Origin of the sequence: Deinococcus metalli, from assembly GCF_014201805.1 — a bacterium.
Taxonomy (GTDB): domain Bacteria; phylum Deinococcota; class Deinococci; order Deinococcales; family Deinococcaceae; genus Deinococcus; species Deinococcus metalli.
This window is the reverse complement of record NZ_JACHFK010000013.1, coordinates 118129-137230: the sequence shown is the minus strand read 5'-3', so window position 1 is coordinate 137230 and position 19102 is coordinate 118129. Positions and strand designations below refer to the sequence as shown.

Here is a 19102-nt window from a genome sequence, read left to right as displayed (position 1 = left end):
GCAGGAACGCCTGAAAGTCCATGACCGATGGTGCGCCTCAGCTAAATTCCCATCATCAAATGTGCGGAAGTTCCATTTTTAGGCCGCCAACGACAACGGTCAAGGTTCCGTATTTTCAGTTCGTCAAATCCGGCAGCAGTGGACCCAACGGTCAGGAAGTCAAGGTTGATTTCCTGTCCCCGCTGCCAGGCCCGGACGCAGGCGCAGTGAAGGTCAATGCCATGCGAGTCGGCGCGACCAAGCATGCGCCTGGTGAGCCGTCCCTGCATGCATATGCCACGCCGGAACTCATTGCCTTGGATGCACCAGGCCTCACGTTTGATGTCGGGGGATCGGGCACGGACGGTCAACACCGCACGGGCCGTGTCACGCTCCCCCATCCCTTCACGCTGATGCTGATGAAACTTCACGCCTTCGCTGACGAGCACCGGGGGAAGCGCGACCTCGGGCCAAGGCCGGCGTATGCCCGCAAACATGCACTCGACCTCCTGACCCTGGCCGCGCTTCTGACCCCCGAGGAATCCGACCAGCTTCCCACTCTCCGGCAGGCCTACATCGGTCTGCCGCCGATGCAGGCCGCTGCGGACATCGTCAGGGAGTCATTCAGCGCCAGGTCGGATGCTGGTGTGGCGTATCTTCAACCTCCTCTGCCGCCACGCTCAGAAGACGAATCGCTTTCCTCGACCTTCTGAGCGACACGTACGGTCATCCACGCGAGGCCTGAGATTCAATCGGGCTGTCGACGTCGGCACGCGGTCTGGGCCGGGGCACTGGCTCACGGCGGGCCTGCTGGTGGGCACCTCGCACGTCGCTCCAGACCCGCGGTGGGGACAGTGCGCCATCAAACGCGCTCAGGCCCTGACGGACACCACCAGTACCGTGATGTTCTGATGTTGTGAGACATCAGGATTGCGGGACACGAATGTGTGGGTACCGTCAGGTTGTGGAACATTGGCTATTGTTCGCGCACGTTCGGTTCCGCTCGGGGTACAGATGCCCACCGCTCCCGGCGGTGGTGTCAGATGCTGGCAGCACACTGCGGGTGGGTTCCGGTGTAGCGCTCAGCATCATGGCAACGCCCCGCCAGGGCAATCCTATGTTGTGATGTTGCAGTGTTCTGAAGTCTAGAAACATCGAAGGCCGGATGTGCTCACCGATCCGCGCGCTAACATTTCAGTGTCATGGCTCTGCATCATCCTGGGTGCCCTGTCCACCCAACGTCGGTTGAGCGGTGGTCACCCACGTACCATGATCTGAAGGTGCGGTGTTACGGGCGCGGTGAGTGACCACGGACGGCATGCTCACGAGGTCACCGTCCGTGCGAAGACGGGACCCCCGACGCGACAGTTGGAAAGAGTGTGGCCAGACCGGCCCATGTCAGCGCAGCGGGGCGGTGGGCAGAGGAAGCCGACTTGCCAGAGGGTCGTTCGGTCTTGACGAGCGGCGGGCTGGTGACGTCCACGGGTTCGGCCGCATGTCGGGCCAGGATGGGCGGCGCTGCGTCAATGGCCTCCACGAGCGGGCCATGAGAGCCATTCTGAGCAACACACGGGTGTTGCTCAGAACGTGTGTTTCAAGACATCACGAGCGTGAGACCTGGCGACCTTACAGTTCTCCAACGTCCTTGAGGTACCGTTCGACGGCCTCCTCGACCAGATCCCGCACCTGCCGCCCGGACTTGACCGAGTATAAGCGCAGCGGTTTATGGACAGATTCCCGCACCGCCACGTTGACCCGCCTTTCCTGAAATTCTGGTGTTGCAGTGTTTTGAGGTACTGGTGTTTCATCCTCGATCCGCGGCCGCTCGATGTCCTTGGCACGGGTGGCGGCCCCCAGCAGGCCACTAAGGTCCGTCTTGGGGTTGGGCTTAGGCATCGATGCCCACCTCCGTGAGTGCCTGGCGGAACGGGCTGAGCAGCGGTGCCGGGATCAGCGCGCCGAACGCCCGGCGGTACTCGACCGACTTCCTGATGGTTGCGACCAGCGGGTAGTTGAGCTGCTCCAGCGCCTGTGGCATCGCGGCACTCAGATTGTCGTGCTCGATGTAATTCAGCAGCAGGCCCAAACGGGCGCCGTCCTTGAAGTGACCATCGCGCAGCACATCCATGGTGGGCTCGAGACGATCAATTTCCCCTTTGCCTGGCTGAATGGGCACCAGGATGACATCCGACACCTTGGCTGTGGCCGCAAGGGTTTTCGGATCGTTTGGCGGGGTATCGACGATCAGGTAGTCGGCGTCCAGCCGCATGGCAGCCTCGACGGGTCCGTAGACGTGGTAGGGAAGGGGAATGCCCTGGGCGTTCGCATCGTTGGCCCACGCCCGGGCAGAGCCTTCTGGGTCGAGGTCCAGCACCGCGACCTGGTGCCGCTCGGCCAGAACCTGAGCGAGTCCCATGCTGCACAACGTTTTCCCGACGCCGCCTTTGCGGGACAGCAAACTGATCCTTATCACACTGGAATTCTAACACATCAAAACACAGCAACACCAGTGTGTCTGGGATTTAAAATCCTGAGATGCCGGCACCTCGATATGCCAGTGTTTTGAGACATGTGTGTTTCGAGAATTACTCCTGAGGAGAGCCGCTGGCGTGTATTTCAGGAAGGGGTGTGGTTTCGTCCCCAGGATGGGGGACGGTCTGGCACTCGAAAAACGTCAGGTACTTGCCGTAATCGATCGCCGGCACAGTCGCGAGAGAGGAGAGGCGCTCGAGCAACATCAGGAAGAAGGCGACCACAGGCGCCTTGGCAGACGTGGTCATGGCGATCGACCCAGTACTAGCGAAACTGAACGCGTATGCCACGTCCGCGGCAACGCAGCCCAGGTCGAGCCGGTCCTCCTGGGCAAGGGAGTGGGCAGCGACCATGGCATCACTCAAGCTCGGCGTGTAATCAGACTGGTACGTCAGGAGGCCACCCACGATAGAAAAGAGCGGACGGGCCGGCACTGGCCCGTTTGCACTGTAGATCGGGGCCGAGGTTCGGTCCAACGCCCGAACCGATTTGACTTTGTCCTGCGCATAGTGGATGTGCGCCTTTGAGAGGTTCTGCTTGACCTCGAACACGGCATACACAGACTCGACTGGAATGTACTGGGCGCCCTGCTGGCTGTAGAGCAGGGGGGTGTATGTACGGTCATAGATCACAACGTCAATCTGCTGGCTGACCGCTCCACGGTGATCGATGATTTGCCCGGTGCCCACGCGGTAGCGCGCTGGGAGGTGTGTGGACAGCACCTCGATCCACTGCGCCTCGGTCGTGTCCCCCTTCATCGTCGGATGCTGAAGCGCATTCTGCGCGGCGCTCAACTCGGCCACGAACCTCGTGTTCACCGCGGCGTAAATATCCTCCAGACGGCCAGGCCCGCTCACCAGACCACCTGATTCCAGGACTGAAGGCCCCTGGATGCGCGGGCTTGATCCCGCACCCGAACTTTTTCGGCTGGCGTCATTGAATCTGAGATTCTGTTGTTGCTATTCGCGGGGTCGATGATCACTGTACTGGTAATTCTGGCCTCGATTTCTCCCAGGAGATACCAGAAATTGTCTGCAAGGTTGTTATACGACCGGCCACTCAACGCCTCCAACGCGAATAGCTCAAGGAAAAAAGAAGTGAAGTCAAGCCCATGAAGGTTTCGCCAGATTTTCAGAAGGCGGATTTCGTCCAGTCGACCAGATTGAGAGACGATTCGAACGTGCTGCGACACGTTGGTCTGCTGCCAGGTGCCAGTCTTTCGGACATGGAGGTTATGAAAATTCTGATAGCCGGGGATGATCCGACCGGGAACCAAATCTATGTCATACCCACTGTGAATCACGCCAATCGAAACGTTTTGGCGTTTAGGCTGCCAATTCCTGCTGGCAGCGAAGCTATACGCCGCTTCATAGATATCTGAAAGGGTACTGCTGGACCGAACGGAGAGGAAGATGTCGACGTCTGAACCGCGCCCCGCCATGTGCACACGGCTGTTCCCTTCGCATATGATCCTGAATAGAAAGAGCTGTCTAGATCCTGAAAATTTCTGTCCACGTCTGCTTTGACCATGATTGCAGCCGACTGAGCATTGGACCGGGGGGGTATTTGTTGAGTACAGACCTTAGGTAGTCGTCACTCTCTGGCATAGACGCAGGATACGCGCGTACGCCGATGCATTTCTGGGCAACTGCGTGAACGCGGCGCCCACTCCAGCTCTATTCTTTCAAGTGGCACCCTGTACGCGACTGCGCCAATCGGACTACCACCCAGCCAAGTCGTCTTTGAGGTCGTCCACCGCGAGCGCGGCGTAGCCTTTTCTCGTCGTGTCGACGCTCTCGTGCCCCAGGTGCGCGGCCACCCGGCCGAAGTCCTTGACCTGCTGGAGCAGCCGTGTCCCCGCGTACTTGCGCCCTGGATGAAACCCCCGGAACGTCACGCCGGCCTGCCCGAAGGCCTTCTTCAGGTGATACCGCGCCGTCTCCGAATCGGCAAAGCGGAACACCCGGTCGATCGGGGTCGTGCGGTTGCGGTCGACCTGTTCCTGCCCGCCCGGCCCGTACACCGCGCGGTACTCGCGGGCCGCCCGTCCCAGGCTGGTGCTCATGGCCACGACGCGGGTCTTGCGGCCCTTGCCGGCGGTGACGGTCAAGCGCCGGGCGGCACCATCGAGGTCGTCCCACTTCAGCTTCAGGGCCTCACTGATCCGCAGCCCCCCGTGGGCGGTGAGAAGCAACAGAAACCGGGCCTGCACGTCCGCGACCCGCAGCACGTCATGCAGCTCGTCTTCGGTGTACGGCGGCCGCTTGATGATGCCGGGGGTGCGGTCGACCGGGACGGTGACGTCCTGGAACGGCAGCGCCTCGGTGGCGCCGGCCCAGCGCAGCGCGCGGTACAGGGCATTCGCGGCCGCGACACGCAGCGAGACGCCGGCAGGAGCCCGGCCGGCCGCCAGCAGGGCATTGACGTACGACTGACCGTCATGCCGTCCGGGGCGCAGGAGATTGACCGCCTGCCCCTCAGCCCACGCCAGGAACTGCCGCACGCCGAGTTCGTAGGCTTTGACGGTATGCGGACTGGTGAGCACCCCGGAGCCGCCAGCGTGACTCAGGTGGGCGGTGGTCAGGCTGACGAGCACCGCGATGTCCTTGTCGCCGGCCGCCCGAACAGCCCGGCGGCGCAGCTCGTCATCGTGGAGGGTGGTCCATTCGCGGGTGAGGGCCAGGAGGTCACCCCGGTAAATCTGGAGCTCCCCTGGCCCTCTCAGATCATCTGGCATAAATAGAATTATGCCAGATGCCCGAAAAGACATGAGTGACTGCTGACCCGACTTCCACTTACCTCATAGGCCGGAACCATACTTGGGGCACTCTCATTCCGAGCTTGATGGTAGGCTCCAGATCAGCCATACAGGAAACTAAAGCATCCCCTTTTCCCAAATGATTGAGAACATTGACCATACCGATCCAGGCGACGAGACTCTCCAACGTTACCGGTACCAGCATGCTTACGGCGTGATGCTGGCGCTGGGGGCACTCCGGGGCACTGGCGGGATCGAGTTCATAGGAATTTATTGTGAGCATCACGAGGACCTGCTTGGGGAGCTCGCATCCGGACGAACACACGCATTTCAGGTCAAGACCCGTAAAAAAGAGCTCGGATACTGGACGCTCACCGAGAAGGCGCTCGTCAAGTCAATCAGGCGATTCATAGACCTTCATCAAGCGCACGGCGCTGAGGTCGAACGTTTCGTGTTCGTTTCGAATACCGAACTGCGTGAGGTCGAAGCCGATGCCAAGGACGAGATCAAGGCCACCAGTCCGAAACTCCTCCTCGACGCTTGCCGCCGCTGCACCGATCCGGCAGATTTACCGGCAGGTGTAGCAGTAGGGTTCGAGAAGCTTCGAGCTGCCTGTAAATGCGACGCGGCCACCCTCCTGACTGTTCTCAAAAGAACTGAATTTGCCCTTGGGCCGGATCTCTTCGGATTTGAGGCGGAACTCATTGCCGACGTGCTACCCAGCCATGCGGAATGCACGCACATGACACCGGGACAACTCCGCCGCCTCGTTCGAGAACTTGTCGAGCAGTTCACCCACGCGTCCGGCTTGCCCGTCGACGCCGACGCACGGGTCTTGCCTGGCGGTGACGTGAAGCGCGGTGTGACCATGCCGCGCACCAAGCGTGTCGCCATCGCCGACATTGCAACGACACTTAGTCGTGCCCGTTCTGGACGACGGGGTAGCGGCGTGGCGCTGGAAGGAGACCTCGCCTCGTCCCCACTCCGGGATGGGCACCAGGTGCTCGTCAAGAAGCTCGAGGCTGGTGGCCTGGAAGAGCAGGTCACAAGCATGAAACGTCGGCTGCTTTCCGCCTTCGAGTGGGTCCGGGAGCAGCAACAGATCGATATCGCTGTGGCCACAGAGGATCTGCGGCAGCTCGAAAGTATTGTGGAAGGCGTCTACGCTGACGAGCATGTCACGGCGAGCCAGCTCCCGCCTCCCTGGGGAAAGCAGCTGTACGTGGCAATACGCGATGAATTCCGCCGTATCGCCGCTGAGGAGCAATCTAAAGTCTGCAACCAAGACTCCGATCGACTATTCGGCATCCTAGGGTTGCTAACTGAAGACTGCCGCATCTGGTGGAGTCCACGATTCGATGTGAAGGCAGCTTCGTGAGCCTCCGCCTGCTCAACAAAGCTGCCCAGGTAGAGCAGGATCCGGAACTGCACATGGCCCGACTATTGATCCTGTTGAATGCGCGCTCCGAACATAAGCCGGTGGCGGGCATCATGAAGCTGGCAAAATTGGACTTCCTGCTGCGCTACCCAGTCGGGCTCGAACGAGCTCTGAAGCGGGTGCAAAAGAAACCTGTGAAGTTCAGCATCAGGGAGTTTGAACGGTCGTCGGTTGAAAGCAAGATGATCCGTTTCAAGTATGGTCCCTGGGACGGGCGATACCGTCAGTGGATCGGGCTCCTCGTGGCCAAGGGCCTTGCTTCCACCCACCTCGAAGGCCGCACGGTCATGGTGGAACTCACGGCCGCCGGGCACGAGGCCGCTGAACGGCTGGCCGCCTTAGAGGAATTCGCTGACATGGCTGCGCGCAGCGTCATCGTCCAGAAGCAGTTCGGGAACATGAGTGCGACTAGGATCAAGAATTTCGTGTACGAGACGTTCCCCGAACTCGTCCAGATGAAGTGGGGAGAGGAAATCGACCTGTGAACTTCCGGATTGAACAGCTTATCCTCGACCTCAAGCAGGATGTGGAACGAGTTCCCTTTCGGCGCTTCACGTATTTCTACGGCCAGATTGGAGCCGGCAAGACGAGCATCGCCCGGTTGGTCGACTACTGCCTGGGTGGCCGCTTCGATCCCACACCTGCCCTGCAAGCCGAGTTCGTCTCCGCGACCCTCGACCTAGTCATCGGAAAAACCCGCCTACAGGTGCGGCGTGACGTCGGCAGCGATCAGATCATCGCGGAATGGATCCAGGAGGGACGGAAAATTTCCCTTGCGCTGCCCGCCCGTAAAGCGGCAGGTGAAGTCTTGCCAGGTACAGGTGTAGAAATCCTCTCTGACTTGTTATTCCTCCTCGCGGGCCTGCCGATCGCCCGTGTCCGCAAAAGCAAGGTGAACGACGGCAGTCCGCTTGAACGCCTCAGTTTCCGCGATCTCTGGAACTTCTGCTACTTGGATCAGGACGAGATCGACAGCAACTTCTTCGATCTAGACGGAGAAGCACAGTTTGCTAAGCGCCTCAAAGCGCGCGACGTTTTGCGTTACGTATTGGGGTATCACCAAGAGCACGTCTCTGAACTGGAAGCGAAATTGGATCAGGTGCGGCAAAGGCGTGCAGTCCTTGAGAGCAGCGCGGACGCCCTGCGGCAAGCCCTCGTTGAAGTTGGCGTGACCTCGGTAGAGGGCGTGAAGCGGCAGATCGCCGCTTTGCAACGCCGAATTAAAGAGTTACAGGAACAGCGTCAGCAGGCTCGCGAGGCCAGCTTCCCAAATGGTGAACACGAGGTCGACCGGCTGAGGGGACAGGCCCGTGAAGTATTTCAGGACATCACTGACATCGAACAGGAGATGCAGGAGGTTGACACGCTGCTTCGGCGCGACGAACGTCAACTCAACGACCTTTTTGGCTTGCGGCACAAATTCAAACGTGACAGTGGCGCGCGCGCAGTCCTTGGCAGCGTCAACTTCACGCACTGCCCCAGGTGTACCCAGTCACTGCCCGACCGTCCTGCAGCGCACTGCGTCGTGTGTGGACAGGAGGAGCCGCGTGAAGTCTCTGGAGATGAGCATGAACTCGTCAACGCAGATCTCAAGTTGCGCATTGAAGAACTTGAGGATATTACCGGGCGGCAACGCGCAGCCCTGCGCCGCTTGGAGGGAGATTTACGGCGCGCCCAGCGGGAAAAAGCTTTCGTCGACCGCCAGATCAATGATGCTCTGGCCCGGTATGACTCCCAGTACCTTTCCCAAAATCTCGACATCGAGCGCCAACTCGCTGCGTTGGAGCGTGAACGTCTCGACTTGGAACGCCTGCGGAGGCTGCCTGAGGTCATTGAACAGAATGTCGCCAGCGCACACGTGTTAGCAGTTGAGGAAAAAGCACTGAAAGAGGCTCTGAAAGGGGCCCGCTCAGAGGCCCAGCAGGATTCGCGCAACTTAGAGCGCCTCCGTACGCTCTTCCTCGATTGTCTAGTTCGTGCCAAGCTGGCTGGTTTCAACAGAAACGACATTGTAACCTTTGAAGCTCCTGATTTCTTTCCACGCGTGGCGACGGCAGGCGAGCAGGACATGGTATTTACCAGCTTCTCGAACTTATCTAGTGGCGGTAAAAAAACCCTGTTTAAATGCTGTTTCGCTATCGCTCTACATAGATTAGCTGCTTTAGAAAACGCGCCGCTTCCCAAGATCCTAATGATCGACAGCCCCATGAAGAACATCAGCGAGCGCGAGAATCGCGAACAGTTCGAAGGCTTCCACGATATGCTTTATGACTTAGCTACAAACGAGTTGCAGGACACGCAATTCGTGTTCATTGATAAGGAATACAAGACTCCATCGGCAAACTTCGACCTAGACGAGATCTACATTCGTCACATGACACCCGACCAAGACGATGCGCCCCCTTTGATCCGATACTACCGTGGTAAATAGACGCGTGTCTTCAGGACATTTGCGACGGGACGAGCTGACTGAGGGTGCCCCATTTGCGATGGGGGCTGATTTGCAAATTTCAGCATACGGCAGCCGCCTGAACTAGAAAGATTGCCGTTCCCCTATTGGTCAGTCCAACCCGACTGAGTCCAGAATGTACTTTTTAACCTTCCAAATTAAGCAATGTGCAGGCCTTCATTGAACTCTTTGTTCGGTGGGAACTACTTGATCTACCAGATTGGGATCCAGCCACGCCGAGTGGGGGACATGCAAGGCTGGCCACGAGTGGGGGCGGCTGCCCGCTGGTAAGAATGCCTGCAGGGCCGCGTCTGCGAGCAGATACCCATGGTTTTCGAGCACGGCCTGCTCGCCTTCGGAGAATCGGTTGAAGTCCGTACGGATCAGACCAATGCGGCGGGCGAGCTCCTGGGAGTACCCCAGTGTCAGGCATTCGGCGTCGGCCGGAAGGTACTTCCTGTATGTGTGGACGCTGCGGCCCACCGACCAGTACACGGCCGTCAGGGTGTGCTGCGAGTCGCTGGCCATCAGCCACCGTTTGCGCAGGCTGCGCGACTGCGTGTCCAAGATGGTGATGAACCGCGTCAGGTGGCCAATTAGACCGCTTTTCACACCGTACTGGAAGGGCGTGCCTCCATCACTGACGAACACCAGCTCGTGACTTTTCCACACTGGTTCCAGGCCTAGGTTATCGTAGTTGCCGCCGTCGTTGAGAAGCACCTTGCCTTTCTTCGGCGACAGCGCTAACTCCACTGGGGCGAACACGGGGGGAAAGCACGCGCTGGTCGCCACAGCGAGCGAGAGCGGCAGGTCAAGCCGCCAGGACTTCGCGTAGCCGGCCTTGTGACCACCGATCCTGTCCTGCGAGAAGATCCAGTTCGTCCCATGTGTGAGATCCGTCGCGCAGAACACAAAGTTAGGTACCTGGGGCAGCTCGTGGACCTTCAGGTGTCCGCAGTAATCGTCGAGCAAATCGGAGACGCCATGGATGGCGGTCGGCCCGCGCCAGTTCCAGGGCATGAGCCGGCGCACGATGGGGTACGTGCGGATATCCCGGTCGGCCTGCCGGTACGTGGGCTCGGCAAGTACGTTCTGGAAGCCCTGCGGGGAGATGGCCGTCCCCGTACTCCATGGCAATTGGGCCATGCGGGCGGCCAGGATGCTGCCACCCGAGACGCTCGAGACCGTCCGGAGGTCTTCGAGCAGGTCCAGCTCATGCATTCGCCGCACCGCGCCCAGGTGAAACAGCGCGGCGCGGTACCCACCGCCGGACAGACACAGGCCAGTCCCGGTTCTCCCCTGCCGGGCGGCTGGGGTGGTGGCGAGTCTGGCGGTGTCGTGCGCAAGGTCACTCATCACACGTCATGGTCCCAGACGCGCCGGACGAAGTACCGGCACATGCCGCTGAATTCATGTTCAGGGGCAACCTGGCGTTCGAGGATGGCCCGCATGCGGGCATTGTTCGGCTGTTCGACGAGCCCCTCGTGCGCCAGCGACAGGATCTCGAACGTGATGTACCGCTGCAGCCGCAGCTCCTCACGGTTCAGGCCGTACAGCCCAATGCTCTGACGGGCAACCTCCTGTTCTGCGGCAGTCTGGGTCGGTTCCGGAACGATCGACACTTCCTGCAGGGCGACATCGGCCTCATAAGCGAACAGCGGCTCGGGATCGACCAGGTACGGATTGACGGCCAGGGGCCGCTCAGCAGCCCACGCCGCGAGATGGGCCGGCAGCGCCGGAAGATCGAGCGGGTCAGGCGCGAACGTTCCCACGAGTGCCTGCAGGGCCTGGTCGGATACGCCGTGGACGACCGGACCCGTCAGGGGCGGCCCGGCGATGGGAAAGCGGTCGCCTTTATGCACCTGATTGCAGATCTGGCAGGCGTACAGGTAGTTGTCGTAGCACAGGGCCAGCCACCAGTAGATACTCTTCGGCCGGTAATGCTCCACGTCACAGTGCGCTACCGCCGCGGCCGGGGCGTCGCAATAAGCACACTTCCGCTGGGTTTCTGCCCGGAGTTGGGCCTTGGCGCCCTTCCACTGGCTGCTCTTGAGCGCGGTGGTGCCCTCCCGCTGTGCTTTCAGGAGCGTCAGTTCACGCCGCTTCTGATTGCTTCCGCGGAACGTGGAGGGAATAACAGCCGCCCGGCGGTCGTGCGTGAGCGCGATCATGTCGTCTCGGTGACCGCATGCACCTCGCCGGACTGCGTATCCGACAGCGCGTCCCGGATTTCTTTCAGGAGGTCGATGCGCTGGCGTTCCAGGGAACTGGTCTCGATGCTGGGCGCGAGCTGACTGTCCTCCACGGCGGGGTCGACCAGGGTACGCGAGGTTTTGCCAGCGCTGCTTCCCGATCGGTGCGCGCTGCGGGCCACCTCGAGTTCGCGCGACAGACTTGTTTCGATGCCGAAGATGGGGCTCACGATCAGCTGGTCAATCCGCAGCAGTCGAGGGTCGCCCTCGAATGGGTCCAGCTGGGGAGCTTGATCCGGCGCCAGGCGACGCATGACGATCAGCTCACCTGGACCCACCTGCTGAGCGGTGAGCGGGGAGTGGGTCGTGCACACGATCTGAAAGTTCGGGAGCTGGTTGGTGACGAAATCGATCAGCTGCCGCTGCCAGATGGGATGCAGGTGCAGATCGATTTCATCGACCAACAGCAGGCCGCGCGCCTTGAATGGATCCCTGCGGTCCGGGAAGGCCTCGGTGATCTGACGCAGGAGATCACCGCACCACGCGACCACGTTCTGATACCCGTCACTGAGGCGCTCGAGGGGCACGTCTCCATCTGGCGTGCTGAACAGGACTTCGCCGGTCTTGCGGGTGATGCCCTTGAACCGGGTGCCAGGGGGCAGCATCCGGTTGAGGGTGTTCCGGACGGTGGCGAGTCCCTTGCCCTGGTAGTCGAGCTGTTTGATCCACGCACTGAGCGGGTACAGGGTCGCGTCGTTGGAGAACAGGGTGGCCACGGCCTGCGTGCGCCGGGAGAGCCCACTGCTCTCCCGGACGCTGAACCCGGACGTGCTGGTGGTCATGGCCAGGCGGCGGGACGCTCCGTACCCGACCACGAAGTAGTTGCGGTCAGCGTGCTTGAGGGCGTCGTCGAGGAGGACGATGGAGTCCTGGTTGCGGCTCAGGAGGCTGGCCAGCGTATCCCCGCGTTCGATGGTCAAGGCGATATCCCGGGTCTCCCCGTCAGCGGTGGCGATCTGAGCTTCGATCTTCGCGCGCTGGGCGCCGTTGCGGACCCAGCTGTCGATGTCGCCGAGCAGGCCGGCGAGGGCGTCGCTGCCGGCGGTGACCAGGGCGATGGCGCGCAGGAGGGTGGTCTTGCCGGTGCCGTTTTCGGCCAGCAGGAGGGTCCATTTGCGGGGTTTGCCGCCGGCGTCGAAGGACAGCTCCAGCTGCTCGAGGGAGCGCAGGTTCTCGATCCTGACCCAGCGAAGAAACATGCCCCAGCGTACCAAGGCACTCTCGGGTATTCGTAACACCCGAGGGTACCCAGGGGGCGTGCGCACGCTCGGCGACAGATCGCCCGACCCTTACCCCCTTTCAGGAGGTCTGGGTGTCCACTCTGAAGGCGAGATGGTACGTTTTCTGGTCGTCCCGTTCATAGATCAGCACCCGGCCGATCTTGTTCATGAGTGAGCCGATCATCGCGGCCAACGCAATCGGCCCGGCGTAGAACAGGTGAATGTCCGTGATGCCGACACCATCAAGGCCACGCAGAGCGCTGATAAAGTCGTCGGCGACTTTGCGTGCTTGATGTTCTTTAAGTTGGCTGACACTCGTCTGGTACGCAACAAATTTACCTCTGAGCCCGTGGGCGTCGGCATGCCCTCTGACCGCGGCAGTGATGTCGCGACCAACGCCAAGGGCGACGACCGCACTGTTGGTGTCCTGACCGGGTGTTTCTCCTGTCACCTTGAGGTGAATGTCACCAGCCTGTGACATGTCCCGGTCGAACGCCCAGAACTCCTGAGCGGAGGGCGTGGACAGCCTGTACTCCTTCGTCAGCCGGAACGTGTGACCCACGATGAAGGCCGCTGCGATGCTGCAGGGAGGCAGGAGCTGGACGTTCACGTCCTTCCATACGGTCATGCTGTCGCTTTCGAAGGCTTGCAACTCCTGGAGGAGTTTCTCGGTGGTTTTGGTGGGTGGCACCTTGCCTCGTCCAGCGGAATCATAGTGCTCACGCCATCTGAAGACCTGGTCTGCCTCACTGATGGCGCGTCCGTCCAGGTCTCGCCAGTGGTCGATGTGGATCTTCATACCAGTTCGCTGAACCTGATCCTTGTAGTCCCGACAGGCATCGTGAACAATCTGTGCGAGTTCCTGCCGGGTCAGGAACTCTTGGATATGCAGTTCAAAGGTTTGATGCAGTGTGGCAGCGGCGTACCGGAACGGCGTGGGAATTTGAACTTCGAACTGCTGGCAGGCTATGCATCCCAGCACGAACGGGCCAATCACCGAGTCCTCTTCAAAGGGGTAACTCGGAATCTGCGTGCTGAAGCTCAGGTACTTTGTGGCCCACTCAGTCGTGATCCCCGAGGTGCACTTCAGCTCGGCGAGCATGGCGTCGATCCTGGCTGCGAAGTCGGGCGAGGTACTCCGTTCCGTGGCGGTGCCCGCGTACCCCTTCTGCACCCGCGCGGCGGTGTGGGTACCTAGCCGCACAGCGTCTACTTTGGGCCGAAATGCCTGCGCCACAAGCTCGAAGCCTTCATAGAGGTCTGGATCAGTTTTGTACCGCTCGTACATGCCGTCCAGGATCTCCCGCACTTCCGGGTTGGTCAGGCTCATGGACTTGCACTGCACGACACGGAGGCGCTTGCCCTCAGGCCGCGTGAAGTGCAGGTCGAAGTCCTCCTGGCCCTCGTACACGACGCCTGCGAATGAGGCGTCGTCAAACAGCGTGGGGAGGCGGTGAAGCAGGACGATCGTCTGCGCAGTAAAGCCGCGGCTGCCGCGGTTGCCGCCCTCATGCTTCTCCGAGTGGAACGACGGGTCATGGTCCATGGAACTCCTCTTCAGCGACACCCGGCTATGTGGACTGGGACGACAAGGGAGTGGAAATGCATCATCCGATGCCGGTTACCGTCGAGAATAACGAGGACTGGCTCGGGTTATCCGAAGCCGCTCAAAGGTCAGCACGCTTCATGGTGTGGTTGCCGCCCTGCTGGCGTGCGTGAGGGGGCCGTACTTGGTGTTTGGGGCGTGCTAAGAGGTTTATCGTGTGTCGTAGAAGCCGACAACTGCATATCGGGGTGCGGTGAACAGTGTTGTTGGTGGTGGGGGCGTTGCTTGCGCTTGACTGTTCAAGCATAAGTAGTGTCTGTGAACCAGGAACACGCCGATCAAATTTCTATGACTTGATATGAACTCTCTCGTCAGTGCCCTTTCCCAATCGATATTGCTTGAGCCTGAGCGGCGGCAGGCAGACTTCTCTGCCTCGCAACTCTATCTTTTTGAAGGCCCTTAGCCTTTTCGTTCTAGCAGGCTGGAAAGCCCTGTACCTGGTGACCCGAAGTGTTAGGACTGGGCCAGGGCCAATGCTCCTGCGTATGAATTCTTCGGTGGGTCAGATAGAAGATAGATGAAAACCGTATGCAATACTGGTCATATCCAATTGCATATCCGCCGCTGAATAGGTGTTCAGCTGATTCTTATTTCACTTTTCCTCCCACATAAGGATCATAGGTGTGGTGATGAGAAGGGGGACTGGCAGGGCCGTATTTGGACTCCAGCATCCTCCGACGTTCACGTATCCTGCTCTCCGTGCCCTACTCAACCCTCAGCGCAGAAGTAGGAAGACTGACCGAGGCGGGCCGCAGTGACGCGTTTGCCAAAGCGTTCCGAGACGCGGTTCGTGACGGCATCATTCAAGCCACGGAACTCCCGAGTCGGTTTACCCTTCCTAAAATCTTCTATCGGCAAGGGCGTCAAGGGACGTATGAACGATCGACCCAGGACATGGTTTTCGAACACACCCCCGAATATGAAGACTGGTTCGCCAACATCGACAGAGAGCTTGCTGGTCTTCGCCGCTACAACGACCTCAAACCCATCCTGGCGATCATTCAAGAGAGCCTGGTCGACTTCGAGCACCTGGCGAGCGCGACCGGTCAGCCGCCGCTGCCCACGTACGAGCAAGGGGAGACGCGGAGCAGGTCACGGACTCGAGCCGCGTCCGTGCAGAAAACACCACCGAAAAAGAAAAAATAAGGTTCAAGACAGCACGTGCCCAGGCTGATCTCCGTCGCTACCACGCAGCGCTTTGGGTTTTCCGCCGTCCTGTACAACCTCCGCAGAGTCGACGACCCGAGCTATCCGAACAGTGATCGCCCGCCTATCAACGTGGGCCGATGGTGAGCGCTACCTGGTGACCTCTGACACCAGGTGTTACCGCCGGAGGCGCCAGAGCGCGCGCCTCGTCGTTCGTCTTTCAGCTGATCAACAGGTATGGATTATGATGTGGGCATGAGCAGTGCCGCTTGTCTTTTCCCCTGATGGAGGACCTGCACCATGACTCAACCCACATACCAGACCCTCGCCAAAGAATTCGATGAGTTCGACCGCCTGATCCTGCCAGGTAACACAACCCTTAAGGCAGCCCAGCGCGCCCACCTCGATGTGCGGCGCCGGATCGCGAATGATCCGTGGATCAGCGAGATTCACGTCGCCGATTTTCTTCAGGGAAGCTACGCCCGCCACACCATGGTCAAGCCCCCGCTGGACGTATACGGCCAGCCCGAAAAGGCGGACGTCGACATCGTGCTCGTGACCAACCTTTCAGAGTTTGAGTTCAAGAACCCCGAGACAGTGCTGCAGGGTGTTCTGAAATGGTTGGAAAAGGAATACGGAAAGGGACGGGCAAAGATCCAGTCGCGCTCCGTGAAGCTGTCGTTGCCGGACGTTGAGGTCGACCTGGTCCCCACGTCTGCGCCCAGTGAAGCGCAGAAGGCGGCGCTCAGGCGGTACACCGAGAACGCCGTCGAGATGGAGACACGGTCGGCCGACCATGACGATGAGGTGCTCAACCCGGATGAGATCTTCGGTCCAGAGGGTCTGTCGGATGACCAATGGGTCAAGGAACCGCTGCGCATTCCGGACAAGGACGCGCGGGAGTGGCAGGACACCCATCCCCTGGCCACCCTTGATTTCGCGGTGCAGAAGAACAAGGACTGTAATAGCAAGTTCCTTCGCATCGCACGTGCCCTGAAATGGTGGCGCCGGCGTGCCGCCGCGCAGCCCGGCGCGAGCAAGTACCCGCGCAGCTACCCCATCGAGCATATGGCGGGAGATTACTGCCCGCACAACTTCTCCTCCATCGCGGAGGGCCTCACCATGACCTTTCAGGCAATGAAGGCCGACTTCGATCGGTACCATCCGCACAGCAAGCCGCAGTTGCGGCCGCGGGGCCTTGATGAAGAGGAATCGGAGGCCGACGTCATCTCCCGGCTGACCCAGGACGACTTCAACGCCTTCTACAAAGAAGTGTGCCACGCTGCCGAAACAGCCACGAAGGCGTTGTCATGGGGAAACCGCCAGGAAGCTGCGGAGATGTGGCAGGGCCTTCTCGGCAAGGAATTCAAGATCCCGCTGGCGATTCCAACGTCGTCGGCCGGCCCGGCGGGGGCAGCAGCAGGGACCACCGTGATGCCGACGGACTCACCGTCCCCCCGGGGCCGCTTTGGATGACACGGCCGACCGTGCTCCCCTGCCTCCAGACCTCGTGGCTGGAATCAGGACGCTTGAGGACGTCCCGGATTTCACGCTGACTGGACCGTGGTCGCGGGAGAAATCTGACCGCTGGGCGGTCCCCTGCCAGGTTCAGATCGAGCAGGGCAGCGAGTACGTGGACGCGGTCACGCACTGGCGACTGTCTGTCTCGCAGCATTACCCCTGGGGCACCATTGACGTGTTCCGTGCCGCGAACAGCGGCATACGTGGGGAATTCCCGCATGAACTCACACGCCATCAGCCCTGCCTGATCACGCGGGCACAATCCCTCGAGCGGTGGGGGACTGGTGCAGAGCCGCCGGATGCCTATGGCCGGCTGGCCTGGCATGCCATGCGCCTGGTGCAGTGGGTTCAGAAAGCAGCGCGGGGCGAACTCTTCCAACCTGGGGATCATTTCGGTCACCCACTCATTCACGACGAGAACCGCAACAGGAAGCGTTCGATCAACACCCTCGAGGACGACCGCTCACTGGCCGTATGGCGGCAGCACACCGGGCAACACGGTGAAGTCAAGCTTCGCAAGGACCTTGGGCACTACGTGTCGTACTACGCGGCCGAGTTCACCAGGCAGGGCAAGCACCTCCTCACGCCCGCGTGGGGCACCTGGGTCACGTCACTGACAGCGGGTCAGACGGCCAGGTGGCTCATGCTGGAGCGCCGCCCTTTCATTCCACCGTGGGGGTTCCCGGCCACCTGGGGCGAACTGCGCGGCGTCCTGGCAGAGCAGGGTATGAGCCTCGATCCCCTCCTCCGCAGCGCCATCGCCATGACGCCCAAGGGGACTCCCCTGCTGCTGATCGGCTACCCCGTCCCGGGCGTGATCGACGGCCCGGATCGTCAAATCCAGTGGCAGGCCTGCGAGCTCCCGTCCCGGGCTGAGCTGTTGCCGGCCAGGGGTTTCCGGAACACGCCTGACAGCATGTGGCTGAAGGCCAGACATGACACGTTCGGCACGGCGTCGCCCATCACATGGCTGCTCTCGCAACCGCATCAGGCCGAGGAACTGGGAAGTCGCGGCTTCCTCCCCGAAACGGTGAGGGCGCAGCGCTACGTGGTGATCGGGGCCGGAGCGCTGGGCTCAGCGGTCGCCGAACACCTCGTCCGTAGTGGGGTCACCTACATCAGTGTGTTCGACGACGACTCGATCCAGACGGCGAATCTGGTCCGTCATACGCTCACGCTCCAGGACGTGCCAGGAAACAAAGCCGAGCAGGTCGCGCAGCGGCTCCAGGCGATCAACACGCTTGTGAGTCCCACCGGTTTCAATGAACGGTACCCTCCGCAACGCGATGATGGAGCTCAGGCCGTCCAGGCGGCAGACGTGATCATCGACACGACCGGTGAAGCGCCAGTGATCGCCATGCTCGGCCGCCGGCGCTGGGACGATCCCAAAGTGATCATCAGCCTCTCGCTGGGCTGGAAGGCACAGTCGCTGTACGCGTATGCGGAGCGCACCACACGGTTCCGGGCGCCGGCGTTCAACCGGGCCATCCTTCCCCATGTCGACGCTGACGCACTGGTCGATCCCGATGAGCCGATGCCCATGGAAGGCGTCGGCTGCTGGACGCCCGTCTTTCCCGCACTCCATACGGATATTCAGCTGCTGGCCGCTGTCGGTGCCACCTTCGTCCGGGAATTCGTCGAGGGAACCGACACGGAGCGGACGCGGGTGTTCGAGCAGCGTCACGGCCCGCACGGCTTCGAAGGGATCGCACTCCGAGGACCACTGCCGTGAAGGCAAGCGCCTTCCAGTCGGATGACCGACACCTCGCGGTGATGATGGACGCACCAATCGCTCATGCCATTCCCAACGAGGCCAGCCGAGGACACGGCGCACGGACGGTCGGCATCCTCGTGGAGCGGGGCACCATGCAACTCGAGATGGACGTCATGCCGGGCGCGTGCCCGCCGCACGCAAACTCGAGAAGCTGCCGGTTCCCATCGAGCCGTGGTGTGAGCGCGAGGCGCGAAGTGCTTGTACGGCTATGGAATCGGCCGGTGAGTACGTACTTCCTGGGGGAATGGCATGTCCACCAGAGATACGGCGCAGCGCAGCGCATGACTGATAACGCCGCCATGCACAGCCGAACGAGACGTGAGGCCTTCAAAGGCGAGGTACCTGTACCACACATCTGCGGGCCTGGGCCTACGAAGTGGTTGGTATCCCATGCCATTGCCTGAAACGACTCCACACACCGGAGGTG

Annotated in this window: 16 protein-coding genes; 7 read left to right on the top strand and 9 right to left on the bottom strand. The window is 60.8% G+C overall.

Translation table 11 applies throughout. The annotated features are described in order from the left end of the window. Window positions 1–20 precede the first annotated feature (20 nt). Window positions 21–692 (top strand): hypothetical protein, encoded by a 672-nt coding sequence (locus HNQ07_RS20210; protein ID WP_184115174.1) that lies wholly within the window; start codon window positions 21–23, stop codon window positions 690–692. 913 nt (window positions 693–1605) lie between these two features. Here the strand turns inward: HNQ07_RS20210 and HNQ07_RS20205 are convergent. From HNQ07_RS20205 to HNQ07_RS20185, 5 genes are all read right to left on the bottom strand, one after another. Beyond that, entirely contained in the window at window positions 1606–1875 is a 270-nt protein-coding gene (locus HNQ07_RS20205; RefSeq protein ID WP_184115172.1) for an RH3 domain-containing protein, read from the bottom strand. After that, the gene (locus tag HNQ07_RS20200; RefSeq protein WP_184115170.1) at window positions 1868–2452 is read right to left on the bottom strand and encodes a nucleotide-binding protein; all 585 of its coding nucleotides are present in this window, start codon (window positions 2450–2452) and stop codon (window positions 1868–1870) included. Before HNQ07_RS20200 ends, HNQ07_RS20205 begins: the two co-directional genes overlap by 8 nt. Before the next feature lie 112 nt (window positions 2453–2564). Continuing rightward, window positions 2565–3368 (bottom strand): DUF6602 domain-containing protein, encoded by an 804-nt coding sequence (locus HNQ07_RS20195; protein WP_184115168.1) that lies wholly within the window; start codon window positions 3366–3368, stop codon window positions 2565–2567. Then, complete coding sequence (locus HNQ07_RS20190) at window positions 3365–3952, bottom strand: nucleotidyltransferase family protein (RefSeq protein ID WP_184115166.1); 588 nt, start codon at window positions 3950–3952, stop codon at window positions 3365–3367. Before HNQ07_RS20190 ends, HNQ07_RS20195 begins: the two co-directional genes overlap by 4 nt. A 279-nt stretch (window positions 3953–4231) precedes the next feature. Then, window positions 4232–5248: a tyrosine-type recombinase/integrase gene (locus HNQ07_RS20185; RefSeq protein ID WP_184115164.1), complete on the bottom strand. Its 1017-nt coding sequence runs from the start codon at window positions 5246–5248 to the stop codon at window positions 4232–4234. A gap of 160 nt (window positions 5249–5408) precedes the next feature. Here HNQ07_RS20185 and HNQ07_RS20180 point away from each other — a divergent pair, with 160 nt between their 5' ends. The 3 genes from HNQ07_RS20180 to HNQ07_RS20170 are packed head-to-tail and all read left to right on the top strand — an operon-like array spanning window position 5409 to window position 9138. Next, window positions 5409–6647 carry a dsDNA nuclease domain-containing protein gene (locus HNQ07_RS20180; RefSeq protein ID WP_184115162.1) on the top strand — a complete coding sequence of 413 codons (1239 nt, stop codon included), beginning with the start codon at window positions 5409–5411 and terminating at the stop codon, window positions 6645–6647. After that, on the top strand, window positions 6644–7192 hold the full coding sequence (locus tag HNQ07_RS20175) for a hypothetical protein (RefSeq protein WP_184115160.1): 549 nt from the start codon (window positions 6644–6646) through the stop codon (window positions 7190–7192). Before HNQ07_RS20180 ends, HNQ07_RS20175 begins: the two co-directional genes overlap by 4 nt. Continuing rightward, entirely contained in the window at window positions 7189–9138 is a 1950-nt protein-coding gene (locus tag HNQ07_RS20170) for an AAA family ATPase (RefSeq protein ID WP_184115158.1), read from the top strand. Before HNQ07_RS20175 ends, HNQ07_RS20170 begins: the two co-directional genes overlap by 4 nt. A gap of 195 nt (window positions 9139–9333) precedes the next feature. Here the strand turns inward: HNQ07_RS20170 and HNQ07_RS20165 are convergent, their stop codons facing one another. The 4 genes from HNQ07_RS20165 to HNQ07_RS20150 all read right to left on the bottom strand — a co-directional run bounded on the left by HNQ07_RS20165 (window position 9334) and on the right by HNQ07_RS20150 (window position 14174). Next, the gene (locus tag HNQ07_RS20165; RefSeq protein WP_184115156.1) at window positions 9334–10512 is read right to left on the bottom strand and encodes a patatin-like phospholipase family protein; all 1179 of its coding nucleotides are present in this window, start codon (window positions 10510–10512) and stop codon (window positions 9334–9336) included. Next, on the bottom strand, window positions 10512–11327 hold the full coding sequence (locus HNQ07_RS20160) for an HNH endonuclease (protein WP_184115155.1): 816 nt from the start codon (window positions 11325–11327) through the stop codon (window positions 10512–10514). The genes HNQ07_RS20165 and HNQ07_RS20160 overlap by 1 nt, the downstream gene beginning before the upstream one ends. Beyond that, on the bottom strand, window positions 11324–12607 hold the full coding sequence (locus tag HNQ07_RS20155; RefSeq protein ID WP_184115154.1) for an AAA family ATPase: 1284 nt from the start codon (window positions 12605–12607) through the stop codon (window positions 11324–11326). The genes HNQ07_RS20160 and HNQ07_RS20155 overlap by 4 nt, the downstream gene beginning before the upstream one ends. A gap of 100 nt (window positions 12608–12707) precedes the next feature. Beyond that, complete coding sequence (locus HNQ07_RS20150) at window positions 12708–14174, bottom strand: SAVED domain-containing protein (RefSeq protein ID WP_184115153.1); 1467 nt, start codon at window positions 14172–14174, stop codon at window positions 12708–12710. Between the two features lie 759 nt (window positions 14175–14933). On the opposite strand from HNQ07_RS20150, the gene HNQ07_RS20145 reads away from it, so the two are divergent. The 3 genes from HNQ07_RS20145 (at window position 14934) to HNQ07_RS20135 (ending at window position 18633) form a co-directional block, all read left to right on the top strand. Beyond that, window positions 14934–15380, top strand: coding sequence for a hypothetical protein (locus HNQ07_RS20145; RefSeq protein WP_184115152.1), 447 nt, complete (start codon window positions 14934–14936; stop codon window positions 15378–15380). Between the two features lie 300 nt (window positions 15381–15680). Continuing rightward, window positions 15681–16856, top strand: coding sequence for an SMODS domain-containing nucleotidyltransferase (locus HNQ07_RS20140; protein WP_184115151.1), 1176 nt, complete (start codon window positions 15681–15683; stop codon window positions 16854–16856). Next, the gene (locus HNQ07_RS20135) at window positions 16849–18633 is read left to right on the top strand and encodes a ThiF family adenylyltransferase (protein WP_184115150.1); all 1785 of its coding nucleotides are present in this window, start codon (window positions 16849–16851) and stop codon (window positions 18631–18633) included. The genes HNQ07_RS20140 and HNQ07_RS20135 overlap by 8 nt, the downstream gene beginning before the upstream one ends. Window positions 18634–19102: the final 469 nt, after the last annotated feature.